This window comes from Jatrophihabitans sp., assembly GCA_036389035.1.
In the GTDB taxonomy this organism is placed as follows: Bacteria; Actinomycetota; Actinomycetes; order Mycobacteriales; family Jatrophihabitantaceae; genus Jatrophihabitans_A.
Genome location: DASVQQ010000034.1, coordinates 72,219 through 84,030 on the forward strand (window position 1 = coordinate 72,219; position 11,812 = coordinate 84,030).

The 11,812-nt window shown below is 71.8% G+C and carries 11 protein-coding genes; 7 read left to right on the forward strand and 4 right to left on the reverse strand.

The features are described from left to right. Nucleotides 1-252: 252 nt before the first annotated feature. Nucleotides 253-1,284: an acyl-CoA desaturase gene (locus tag VF557_18000; GenBank protein ID HEX8082110.1), complete on the reverse strand. Its 1,032-nt coding sequence runs from the start codon at nucleotides 1,282-1,284 to the stop codon at nucleotides 253-255. A gap of 291 nt (nucleotides 1,285-1,575) precedes the next feature. On the opposite strand from VF557_18000, the gene VF557_18005 reads away from it, so the two are divergent. The 4 genes from VF557_18005 (at nucleotide 1,576) to VF557_18020 (ending at nucleotide 4,434) form a co-directional block, all read left to right on the forward strand. Further along, complete coding sequence (locus VF557_18005; protein ID HEX8082111.1) at nucleotides 1,576-1,995, forward strand: DUF5313 family protein; 420 nt, start codon at nucleotides 1,576-1,578, stop codon at nucleotides 1,993-1,995. 132 nt (nucleotides 1,996-2,127) lie between these two features. Then, a complete protein-coding gene (locus VF557_18010; protein ID HEX8082112.1) occupies nucleotides 2,128-2,880 on the forward strand; it encodes a GAF and ANTAR domain-containing protein in 753 nt (250 codons plus the stop codon). 43 nt (nucleotides 2,881-2,923) lie between these two features. Beyond that, entirely contained in the window at nucleotides 2,924-4,006 is a 1,083-nt protein-coding gene (locus VF557_18015) for an NAD-dependent epimerase/dehydratase family protein (protein ID HEX8082113.1), read from the forward strand. 17 nt (nucleotides 4,007-4,023) lie between these two features. After that, on the forward strand, nucleotides 4,024-4,434 hold the full coding sequence (locus tag VF557_18020) for a hypothetical protein (protein ID HEX8082114.1): 411 nt from the start codon (nucleotides 4,024-4,026) through the stop codon (nucleotides 4,432-4,434). Nucleotides 4,435-4,458: 24 nt separating this feature from the next. Here VF557_18020 and VF557_18025 read toward each other — a convergent pair whose 3' ends face one another. Next, entirely contained in the window at nucleotides 4,459-5,718 is a 1,260-nt protein-coding gene (locus VF557_18025) for an ABC transporter substrate-binding protein (protein HEX8082115.1), read from the reverse strand. 130 nt (nucleotides 5,719-5,848) lie between these two features. Here VF557_18025 and VF557_18030 point away from each other — a divergent pair, with 130 nt between their 5' ends. Both VF557_18030 and VF557_18035 read left to right on the forward strand, forming a co-directional pair. After that, on the forward strand, nucleotides 5,849-6,367 hold the full coding sequence (locus tag VF557_18030) for a hypothetical protein (GenBank protein ID HEX8082116.1): 519 nt from the start codon (nucleotides 5,849-5,851) through the stop codon (nucleotides 6,365-6,367). Then, complete coding sequence (locus VF557_18035) at nucleotides 6,330-7,667, forward strand: hypothetical protein (protein ID HEX8082117.1); 1,338 nt, start codon at nucleotides 6,330-6,332, stop codon at nucleotides 7,665-7,667. Before VF557_18030 ends, VF557_18035 begins: the two co-directional genes overlap by 38 nt. Nucleotides 7,668-7,672: 5 nt before the next feature. Here the strand turns inward: VF557_18035 and VF557_18040 are convergent, their stop codons facing one another. Together VF557_18040 and VF557_18045 are read right to left on the reverse strand one after the other, a co-directional pair. After that, on the reverse strand, nucleotides 7,673-9,370 hold the full coding sequence (locus VF557_18040) for an ATP-binding cassette domain-containing protein (GenBank protein ID HEX8082118.1): 1,698 nt from the start codon (nucleotides 9,368-9,370) through the stop codon (nucleotides 7,673-7,675). Continuing rightward, nucleotides 9,367-10,365: a branched-chain amino acid ABC transporter permease gene (locus VF557_18045; protein ID HEX8082119.1), complete on the reverse strand. Its 999-nt coding sequence runs from the start codon at nucleotides 10,363-10,365 to the stop codon at nucleotides 9,367-9,369. Before VF557_18045 ends, VF557_18040 begins: the two co-directional genes overlap by 4 nt. 180 nt (nucleotides 10,366-10,545) lie before the next feature. Between VF557_18045 and VF557_18050 the strand changes: the two genes are divergently transcribed. After that, nucleotides 10,546-11,784 carry a cytochrome P450 gene (locus VF557_18050; GenBank protein HEX8082120.1) on the forward strand — a complete coding sequence of 413 codons (1,239 nt, stop codon included), beginning with the start codon at nucleotides 10,546-10,548 and terminating at the stop codon, nucleotides 11,782-11,784. Nucleotides 11,785-11,812: the final 28 nt, after the last annotated feature.

Below are 11,812 nucleotides of genomic sequence, written 5' to 3' on the forward strand. Positions count from 1 at the left end.
GCTATCAGGAGCAGGCCGATCAGGACCATCTTCGGTTTCCCCCAAGTCAGGTCGGACGGGGCGTGCGCTGTTTGCAGCCCGGGCCAGTGGCTGCTGATTGTACTTCGGAGCATCGCGACCGGCCGGTTCAGCGCGCCGACGCGCTGGCAGCCGGGAGCCGCTGGCAGCCGGGCACCGCTGACCCGCTGGCAGCCGGGCGCCGCTGACCCGCTGGCAGCCGGTCGCCGCTGACCCGCTTGCCGGGCGGGTTGCTCAGCCCGTGCGGGTCCGGCGCAGCGGGGCGCCCAACTGGTGCAGGTAGCCCAACGCGGCCCGGTAGGAGCCGACCAGGCTGGTCTCGGTGTAGGAGATGTGGTGCTCCTGGCAGTACTGGTACACCAGCCCGCGCGCCCTGCGCAGGTTGGGCCGGGGCATGTTCGGGAACAGGTGATGCTCGATCTGGTAGTTCAGCCCGCCCAGCAGCAGGTCGGTGAACCAGCCGCCGCGCACGTTGCGCGAGGTGAGCACCTGGCGGCGCAGGAAGTCCAGCTGCTCGTCCGGGCCGATCACCGCCATGCCCTTGTGGTTGGGCGCGAACGAGCTGCCCATGTAGATGCCGAAGATCGCCTGGTGCACCGCGATGAACGCCAGCGCCTTGACCGGTGAGAGCACCAGGAAGACCGCCGCTAAATAACCAAGCAGATGCGCGGACAACAGCACCCACTCGGTACGCAGGTAGCGGCGCTGCTTGCCCTGGATCAGCGAGCGGACGCTGGCCACGTGCAGCTGCAGCCCTTCGAAGCACAGCAGCGGAAAGAACAGCCAGGCCTGGTAGCGGGCGATCAGCCGGTACGGGCCACCGGTTCGTTCGGCGATGTGCGCGGCGGTGAAGGCGAGGACGGACTCCCCGATGTCCGGGTCGTGCTCCTCGTGATTGGGATTGGCGTGGTGCCGGTTGTGCTTGTCCAGCCACCAGCCGAAGCTCAGTCCGACCAGCAGGTCGCCGATCAGCAGGCCGATCAGGTCGTTGGCCCGCCGGGACTTGCAGACCTGCTGGTGGCCGCCGTCGTGGCCGATGAATGCCAGCTGGGTGAACACCACACCCAGCACCGCCGCGATGCCCAGCTGGTACCAGGAGTCACCGATCAGCACGAACCCGGCCGACACCAGCAGGAATGCCAGCAGCGTGAGTGAGATCCGGACCGCGTAATGGCGCCGGCGCCGCTGCAGCAGGTTCGCCGCTCGCACCTGCCGGCTGAGGGCCGCGAAATCGCTGCCTCGCGCGGTCTGCGCGGAGGCCGTCAACGGGTTTCCCGCGGCAGGGTGCGGTCGTTGCGAACGGGCAAGGCGATGGGCATGAGGCGACCTGACTGCGCCGCTGCCAGCGCGAGACTCCTGCAGCGACACGGGGCCGCCGTCTGACGATAAACGGATGCTCTAGACCCTACCTGTTCAGCGGCCACTGGCTACTGTTTCCGCTCCCCGATAACGTGGTTGGCACAGCTCGGCCGTACACGACATCAGCTGCGCCGTCCCGGAGAAATCGAGTCGGAGCAGCCGGCGGAGGGAATCCGGCATGAAGGGCAGCACCCGGCCATGAAGGGCAGCACCCGGCGCCGCCCGACCCCGTGGCAGTGGTTGCGTTACAGCCTGGGCGCCAAGCTGCCCTCGGAGCTGTCCGAATGGGTGCTGCACGACACCACCTGCCGGACCTGGGCACTGCGCCAGGTGGTGCGTTCGCTGCTGGTGATCTCACCGCTGATCGTGGTGTTGCTGATATTCGTCCCGGGCCCGTTCTGGATCCGGGCGCTCAGCGCGCTGGGCGGCATGCTGATGAGCCTGATCTACTCGCTCGGCTATCTGGTGGAGACCGCCGAGCACCGGCTGGTCAAAGCCGGCTATCCGGCCGGCACCGGCGCGGCCGTCCGGCAGGGGCGGGCCGTGGACGACCGGTCCGCAGCCACCCGGCAGCGGCGGGAGAAGATGTTTCAGCGCATGGAGAACCGGCGCCGCTAGGGCCGCCGCATCTTCTGCGCGCCGGAATTGTGCGCTACCGTTAGCCAAGGAAAGCCCGTACCGGCTGACCTGTCGTGACCCTTTTTGACATCCTCATCTTCGAGCCGCGGCCTAGTGCAGGCGGGCAGCGCGATGTCGAATCTCCCCACTTCCGGTTCCACTTCCAGCCTTACCCAGCTCGAGCTGCTTGCCACCTTCACCACCATCGCGCGGGCCCTGATCGGCAAGGACGAGCAGTCCACTCTCACCTCGATCGTGCGCCACGGCCTCGGCATGGTCGGCGGCGCGCACGCCGCGGGCGTCACCGTCGTGGCCGGCGGCAGGCTCACCACCCGGGCCCCGACGGCGGAGCTGGTGAACCGGGTGGACGCCATCCAGTACGAGCTGGGGTCCGGACCCTGCATCGACGCCCTGGTGTCCCAGGCTGCCTACCGCACCGGTGACCTGCTGCTGGATCAGCGCTGGCCCGTGTTCGGCCGCCGGGCCGCCGAGCAAGAAGGCGTGCTGAGCATGCTGTCCTTCCGGCTGTTCCTGGAGGTCGGGGACACCGTGGCGGCGCTGAACTTCTACTCCCGCCGGCGAGACGCCTTCGACTACTCGGCCGAGCTGCTGGGCGGGCTGTATGCCACCCATGCCGCGATCGCGTTGCGGACGGCCCGGCTGGCCGCCAAGGTGAGCCACCTGGAGCACGCGCTGTCGACCAACCGCGACATCGGCGCGGCGGTCGGCGTGCTGATGGCCGTTCACAAGATCACCAGGGAGCAGGCCTTCGACCTGCTCCGGATCGCCAGCCAGCACGGCCACCGCAAGCTCTACGAGGTCGCCCTCGACGTGATCGAGACCGGAGCCCTGGCCTACCCGGACAACGTGGTCCGCTCCCACTGAGTCCACCGAACAGCAGCGCCGAAGTTGCGGGCACACTGAATTCATGCGGATCGCGATCACGGGGGCCAGCGGAAATATCGGCACGGCGTTGCTGCGGCGGCTCGACGCCGGCGGCGAGCACGAGGTGGTGGGCATCGCCCGCCGGATCCCGGAGGGTGGCACGCCGCCCTACAGCGGGGCGTCCTGGCACAGCGTCGACCTCGCCGAGGCCGACGCCGAGACCAAGCTGCGGACGGCCTTCGCCGGCGTGGACGCCGTCGTGCACCTGGCCTGGGGATTTCAACCCTCACACAACCTGGACTACCTGTACCGGCTCGGTGTCGGCGGCACCGCGGCCGTCCTGCAGGCGGCTCAGGCGGCCGGCGTTCGGCACCTGATCCACATGTCCTCGGTCGGCGCCTACTCACGGGCGCCGGGCCAGCGGGTCGACGAGTCCGCCGACCGGGACGGCATCGCCAGCCTGGCCTACAGCCAGCACAAGGCCGAGGCCGAGCGGTTGCTGGACACCTACGAGCGCACGGCCAGCATCGTCGGCGAGCAGCCGATGACGGTGAGCCGGCTGCGCCCCGGTTTCGTGGTGCAGCCCGACGCCGCCAGCGCGCTGCTGCGCTACGGGCTGCCCGGTTTCGTGCCGGCCAGGATCGTGACGCTGCTGCCGATCCTGCCGCTGGACCGCAAGCTCAGCATCCCGCTGGTGCACTCCGATGACCTGGCCGACGGCATCGTCCGGGTGATCGAACGGCGCGCCGCGGGGGCCTTCAACTTCGCCGGTGAGCCGCCGATCACCCGGGACGACATCGCCGCCGCGCTCGGCGCCCGGCCGGTGCAGCTGCCGGCCAAGGTGCTGAGCATGCTGGCCGGCGTCGGCTGGCACGCCCGGGTGCAGGCACTGGACCCGGGCTGGATCGACCTCGCCTTCTCGGTTCCGCTGCTCAACACCAACCGGGCCCGGACCGAGCTCGGCTGGACCCCGGCCCTCGACACGCGCGAGGCGTTGCGCATGACCGTCCAGGCGATGGCAGACCGCCGAGGCGGCCCGAGCCCGGTGTTGCGAGTCCGATCCGGCCTCGACCAGCTGCGCAAGCTGGTGACGGCCGGGCCGCTGGGTAACCGGCGACTGCCCTGAGGAACCGGCCCGGCGGCGTGGCCCTGACCCTGCTCACCGTGGGATGCGCCGGGCTCGGCGCCGGCTGCACCGGCAGTGAGAGGGGTCCGAGCAGCGCGGCCAGCCCTTCCTGCTCCGCGGCGCCCGGTCCCGGCTTCCGCTGGCCGACCGGCATCCCCGCCGGCCTGCCGATGCCGCCCGGCGCCCGGTTGAGCGCTGTCCAGCAGCTGGAGAGCGGTTTCACGCTGGTGACCTTCACAACCCCCGGAACGGTGCGCGCCAACCTGGTGCAGATCACCGGCGCCCTGCAGAAAGCGGGTTACACGGTGGGCCGCGGGATCGCCGGCGCCAGCGAGACCCGGCTGCCGTTCACCAGGAGCGGCAATCCCGGGGTGCTGCAGATGACGGCGCTCGACGCCTGCACCACCCGCTGGCAGGTGCAGGCCTGACGCGGGTCGCTGGCCTGACGCGGGTCACTGGGCGACGACGGGAAGCTGGGTCGAGAGCGCGTCGTCGGTCACCGCGGCGAACCGCATGTCGGAGAACCGGCCGAAGTACATGTCGCTGGCGCTGACCCCCTCCCGGTCCTCCGGTCCGAAGCCGCGCTGGTCGCCGTTGGCCCCCATCACCGAAGCGCCCTCCACCGCGGCCAGCAACGGCGCGCCGGTGGCGCCTGCGGTGATCGTCAGCGCGGCCGACATCAGCAGCATCGCGTCGTAGGAGTACATGGCCCAGTCCGGAGGCTGCAGCACCGGCCGGCCGCCCGCTGACATGCCGACCCGCTCGGGGCCGAAGTACTGCTCGTAGGCGGTCCGGAACCGCTGGAAGGGCGCCGGGCCCATCTCGCTGGTGATCCGGAAGGACACGAAGGTGGCGCCGTCGAGCCACCGCGGATGGTCGGCGAGTTGCTGGCGCACCAGGGGGTCCTCACCGGTGGGGCTCATGAAGATGGGCACCGTCCAGCCGGCGGACCGGGCCGCCCTGATGACCTGCGCGACGTCGGGCGCGCCGGCCCACAGCAGCAGTGCCTTGGCGCCGGCCCGGCGGGCGGACAGCACCTGGGCGCTCACGTCGTCGGCGGCCACCGGCAGGACGATCCGCTTCACCACCTGAAGACCGTTCTGCGCCAGGTCGGAGCTGAGTTGCCGGGCGCCCTCGCGGCCGTAGGAGGAGTCGTCGCTGATCAGGGCGATCGACTGGGTCCGGCGGGCGGCCAGGTAGTCGGCCAGCCGGCGGCTCATGTACTTGTTGGCCGGCGCCAGCCGAAAGATCGTCGGGTGCGCCACCGGGTCGACGAACGAAGCGCCGCCGTCAAAGACCACGAAGACCGGCAGGGACGCCGGGTCGGTCACCTCCGACACCGCCAGCGCCCCGGTGCCGTCGGTGATCAGCGCCGCGGCATTCCTGCTGACCGCCGTCCTGGCGTTGGCGACCGCGGTGCTCGGGGAGGCGTTGTTGTCCAGGATCTCCAGTCGCAGCCGACCTTTCGCCACTCCCGGCACGACTGCCTGCTGCGCGATGGCCAGTTGGGCGCCGCGTACCACCGACCGCCCGATCCACGGCTGGGCGGCCAGCGGCGCCGACACCACGATCAGCGGCCCGTCGCCGGCCGGCGAGCCGGACAGACCTGACTGGCAGCCGGCGCCCGACAGCACCGCGCAGAGCAGCAGGACGACGCCCAGCAACCGCATGGCAGCCCCCGAACCTCCTACTTCGACGTCGCCGAAACCCACCCGCTGACGATTCTTCCAGCCGGGGCCAGATCTCCCACCGTGCTCCAGCGCCGGGTAGGTTGGCAACCAGCCGAGCAAACCACGCCGGCATGCAGGGCGGAGACACCTGATGAAGCTGAGCGTGGTCCTTGTGACGACGGTCCTGGGTATGGCGCTGGTGGGCTGCGCCGGTGACGATGGCGACACGGCATCCGATGCGACCACCAGCCTTCGCAGCGCCGCGTCATCGTTGGCCAGTGCCGGCGGCAGTGCCAGCAGCAGTGCCACCAAGGAGGCCCCGGCCGAGGCCTCCGAGGCCGCGGCCGCCGCGGAGTCCGAGTGCGGGCAGAAGACCACGGCGCGTCCGGAACTCATCCGAGAGCTGCCTGCCGATTTCCCGACCCTTGTCGGCTGGGAGCCCACCGAGGTCGTCAACCAGGGCCAGACCCGCGCGGTCAGCGGCGCGCTGCGCGGCGAGGTCGCTGACCTGGTGACCGTTCGCGACAACGCCGCCGATGAGCTTGTCACCCAGGGCTACACCCAGGCCGGATCCGAGGAGGAGGTCGGTTACGAGGCCGAGGCCGAGTTCGAAGGGCCTCAGGAGGTAAGCATCAAGGTCAGGCCGCTATGCCGTGACCACTTGGTCCTCACCTACACCGTCCGGCAGTAGCCGTCGCCCCGGCCGTCGCCTCGAGTGCGGAGGCCTCGGTAGCCGCCGCTCCGGTGGTTGTCGGCCCGCTGGCCGTCGCCTCGGCCTGATCGGCGCGGCGGTCACCGGCCTGCTGGCCCTGGCCGGTCCCGGCCACGCCGACACCATCGACCTGCCGGTGCCGCAGGCCGACCAGCTCGGCGGCTCGGAGCTGTTCCAGGCGCTGGGCACGCCCCAGGACCAGCTGCCCGGCTACCTGGCTCCCGGGCCGCTCAGCAATGACGAGCTCGTCCAGGTCGAGGTGTCCGGCGACGGGCGGGTCACCCGGGTCAGGGACGAGCAGCGGATCCGGCTCAGCGGAACCGGCGACTACTTTCTGCGGATAGCCGGGCCGGCGCGTGCCGCCGTCGCCCTGGGCGGCGACGCGCCGGTGCTCAGCTTCGGCGACATCATCTGGCAGGGCTTCTCCACCGGCGGCCGGGAACTCGCGGCCCGGATCGAACTCGACCCCGCTCTCGAGTCCAGCCACCTGCCGATGCGGATGCGCCTGAGCTTCACCGCCGGCGGCCGGCGCAGCGCGGTCGGCCCGGACGGCCTGTTGCCCGGCCCCGGCGTCCTGACGCTCACCCTGGACAACCTCACCCGCCAGCAGGTCAGCCTGCCCACCGGCGCCGACGCCGACGCCCGGCAGCTGGCCCCGGCGCTGGACCGGCTGCTGGCCGAGGCCCGCGGCGCGGGCGGCAGGCTGTCGACCACCCGGTCCGGCATCCCGGCGCAGCTGCGGGTCAGCGCGGGCGCCACCAGGCAGGCTGCGCAGGTGATGCCGCTGCGGCTGCGCGGCGCGCTGCGGGTGGCCGCCACCGGCCAGCAGCCCGCTGGCGCGGCGGCGAGCGCCGTCCGGATCGACTCGCTGCTGCAGGGCAGCGCCCGGTTCGACCTGCGGGTGAGCCAGCCGGGAAAGGTGGCGCTGGAGCTGACCGCGGTGCCGGCCCTGGACCCGCGCCCCCTCACCCCGCCGCGCGGGGCGGCCTCGTGGTCGGCATGGGCCGGTTCCGATCCGCCGATCGCCGAACGCCGGTCTGCGCTCGACGCCCTGGTGCAGGCCGCGGCGACGGGCTCGCGGGCCTCGGCCTACAGCCCCTACCTCGGCTCACAGCTGGAGCCCCGGGGCCGCACCGCGTTCCGTTACATGCTCGCCACCACCCGCCCGGTGACCGCCGAACCCGCTCGGCTGACCCCGCGTCCGGTGCCGATCGGGCTGACCGTGCTGGGCGCGCTGGCGCTGCTCGGCTCCGGCGCGGTGCTGTGGCGCAGATCCTGAGCGACTCAGCCCGGTCCCAGCAATGCTTGGCGGACCGCGGGATCGGCCCGCACCGAGGCGGCCTCGCCGGTGGCCAGCACCCGCCCGGCGTCCAAGACGGTGACCTGATCGGCCACCGCCGCGACCAGCCGCAGGTCGTGCTCGACGATCAGGACGGCCGCGCCGCCGTCGGCCAGGTCGCGCAGCACCCGTCGCAGCACGCCGCGCTCGGCGGCGGTCATCCCCGCGGCCGGCTCGTCGAACAGCAACACCGGCGCTCCGGTGGCCACCGCGCGGGCCAGCTGCAGCAACTGCCGCTCGCCGGTGGTCAGCCTCGCCGGATCCAGGTCGGCGATCCAGCCCAGGCCCAGCACGTTCAGGACTCCGGCGGCGGTGGCTCGAAGCTGGTCGGTCTGCAACCGTGACCGGGGGGTGCCGAACAGGTGGCGCACCACGGCCTGTGGCCAGACCGCGCCGCCGCGGGCTCCCAGGGCGACCTCCTGGGCGGTGCTGAGCCCGGCAAGCACGCTGGCCTGCTGCGGCGTGCGCACCACGCCGGCCCGCACCCGGTCGGGCGCCGAGCGGGCGCGTCGCGGCACGCCGTCGAGCCGGACCGAGCCGGCGTCCAGGTCACCGGCCAGCACCGCGAGCAGGGTGGACTTTCCGCTGCCGTTCGGGCCGATCAGCGCGTGCACCTGGCCGCCGCGCAAGGTGAGGCTGACATCGTCCAGCGCGGTCACCCCGGCGTAGGACACGCTCGCGTGGTCCAGTTCCAGGCGCACCCCGGGCCTGATCCGCGGGGGCGCCGGCTCGGCCGAAGGCGGCCATCCCCGCATCGGCGATCCGGCAGGCCGGCGAGCCAGCGCGGCGACCACCGCGAGCAGCAACAGCGCCGTCAGCACAGCCCGCCAGGGCGCGCCGGCCAGGACCCCCGGGCCGGTCAGGGAGAGCGGCCCACCCGGCAGCATCGCGAGCACCGCGACCCCCAGCACCGGGCTGAACCACGGCGCCGCTCCGCCCAGCAGCACCCCGCCCAGCAGCACCGCGGCCAGCAACTCCAGCGACAGCAGCGGGCTGACGTCCGCGGGCGAGATAACCCCGAGCAGCACCGTGGACCCGACGCCGGCGACCCCGCCGAAGGCGGCCGTGGCAGTGATCACCGCCCGGCGGCGGGCCGCGACCGCGATCCCCAGCGAGGCGGTGAGTTCGGGTGACTCACGTAGCCCGGTCAGATCCAGGGCGGCCGGTCCGCGCCCGAGCCGGTACAGGGCAGCCAGCACCAGCAGGCAGGTTCCGGCAGCCAGGCCGAGGTTGATCCGGTCGGTGAGCGTCAGCTGGATTCCCAGGGTGCGCGAGACCAGCTCCGGCGGCGCCGAACGGGTGATCCCCTCGGCCCCGCCGAACAGCTCGGGAAAGGCGATCAGCACCCGCTGGGCCAGCCACGCCAGCGTCCAGGTCGCCAGCGCGACGTAGCCGCCGTCCAGCCGGGCCGTCCCCAGCGCGGTGAGGTAGCCGGCGGCCGCGGCCAGCAGCACCGCCAGCCCGGCCGCCACGCCCAGCGGCAGCCCGGCGCCGCCCGGGCCCAGCAGCGCCACCCCGTAACCGCCCACCGCCACGAACGCGCTCTGCCCGAGCATCGGCACCCCGGCATAGCGCACCGACAGGGCCAGGCCCAGTGCCGCGACCAGCAGCCACAGCGCCTGGGCCAGCCCGAGGACGCTCACCTGCCGGCTGTCGAAGACGCTCGGGCGGCTGAGGACGTACGAGACGTTCGAGCCAGTGACAGCGCTTGGGCCCGTCCCACCGGAGGCCGCAGGACCAGCACCGCCAGCAGCAGGACCAGCGGCGCCAGGTCGTAGAAGCCGGTGCCGAAGGCGTAGCCGGCCAGCGCCTGGACGGTTCCCACCACCAACCCGGCGGCCAGGGCTCCGCGCAAGGACCCGACTCCCCCGAGCACTGCCGCGGCCGCGGCGTACAAGCCGAGCAGGGCGCCGTCATCGACTGACAGCGCGCGCCCGGGCGCGGCCAGCACGCCGGCCAGCCCGGCCAGCAGCCCGGCCACCAGAAAGGCTCCGAACACCACCCGCCGGGCGGACACTCCGCACAGCGCCGCGCCGACCTGGTCATCGGCCACCGCCCGCAGCGACATCCCGAAGCGCGACCGGACCAGTACCGCCTCGACCAGCAGGCCCACGGCCAACCCGATGGCCAGCACGCACACCGCGCGAACCGTGACCGTGCTGCCGCCCGGCAGCCGCAGCAGGCCACCGGGAGTCAGCGCGTCGATGCGCAGCGGGTCGGGAAGCGCATAGGCCTGCTGCGGAAGGAAGAACCCGAGCACCGCGCGCAGCAGCAGGCCCGCGGCCAGGCCGCCGGCGATCCAGCTCAACGGGCTGAGCCGGCGGCGGGCGCCGTCCGGACCGCTCAGGTGCGGCAGCACCACCAGGCCGGCCACCAGACCCGAGAGCAGCACGCCGGCGGCCAAGCTCAGCAGCACCAGCACGATCGAGGGCGCCGCGCCCAGCCGCGCGGCGGTGGGGGTCTGCCCGACAACCGCCAGGACAGCGATGAAGATCGCGCCGACCGCGATGTCCCCGTGCGCGAAAGGCAGTATTCGGGCCGTTCCCGCGACCAGTGAGAACCCGAGCGCCACCAGTCCCAGCACGGCGCCCTGCGCCAGGCCGGCCAGCACGACCTGCAACAGGACGCCGGAAACCATGCTGCCAACCTACAGCCAGACAATGTGTGACGAACCGTTTCACAGGCCACCCGGGTGTATCCGCTAGTGCAGTGAGCGGTGCAACGGAGGCAGTCACCATGATGAGCCCCTTTCCAGCAGTGGAGATTCAACTGGCATGCGCAACTCGGGGCGTGCGCAAAGAAGAAAGGTGAACGTGGCATGAGCGTGGATTCGTCGCAGGCCATCGAGGAGCTTCCCAAGGAATTCATGCAGAACCCGTACGAGATCCTTGCCCGGCTCCGCGCGGCAGGACCCGCCCACCCGGTGGTGTTCCCGCACGGCGCCAAGGTCTGGTTGGTGACTCGTTACGCCGACGTCCGCCAGTTGCTGACCGACCCGCGGGTGAGCAAGGACGGCCTGCGGGCCAACGAGTTGTTCGCCCGGCATTCGGGCATGGAGACCGATGAGGACGAGCCGGGCAGCATCGGCGTCAACGACGAGCTGACCCGGCACATGCTCAACAGCGACCCGCCGCGGCACACCCGGCTGCGCTCGCTGGTGAACCAGGGGCTGACCCCGAAGCGGATGGAGGATTCCCGTCCACGACTCGAGCGGGCGGCCGACGAGCTGCTCGACGCCCTCGATGACGGCCGGCCGGTGGTGGACCTGGTCGCCGAGTTCACCAAGCCGATGACGATCACCACCATCTGCGACGTGCTCGGCGTGCCGCCGCAGGACAAGCCGCTGTTCCATCGCTGGGCGGCCGAGCTGGTCGGCGCCGGTCAGCCCGCCGCGGTGGTCGAGGCCGCGTCCAACAACATCATCGAGTACGCCAAGGCGAGCATCGAGTCCAAGCGGGTCACTCCCGACGATGACATGCTGAGCGCCCTGGTGCGGGGCCGGGAGGTCGGTGACCGGCTCACCTCCGACGAGCTGGTGGGGATGTTCTTCCTGCTCACGATGGCCGGCCACGTCACCTCGATGCACAGCCTCACCAACGCCATCCACAGCCTGCTGACCCACCCGGATGAGCTGGCCAAGCTGCGCGCGGACATGTCGCTGATGCGGGTGGCCGTCGATGAGCTGCTGCGCTTCGACAGCGGCGTCGCGGTGGGGACCTTCCGGTTCACCAAGGAGGCGATCACCCTCGGCGAGGTGACCATCCCGGCCGGGGAAATCCTTGCGCTGTCGATGCATTCGGCCCATCGTGACAGCAGCAGGTACCCCGATGCCGACCGGTTGGACATCAACCGGTGTCCGCACTCCACCCTCAGCTTCGGGCACGGCACCCACTACTGCGTCGGCGCGCCGCTGGCCAAGATCCAGCTCGAGGTCTCGCTGACCAAGCTGCTGACCCGGTTCCCTGATCTACGGCTGGCGGTCGACGCAGACGAGCTGGAATGGGAGAAGGGCGCCCTGATGCGTGGGCTGGCGAAGTTACCGGTGTCGCTGAGCTGATCCCGCCTCGAGTCCTGCTGTCGTTTCC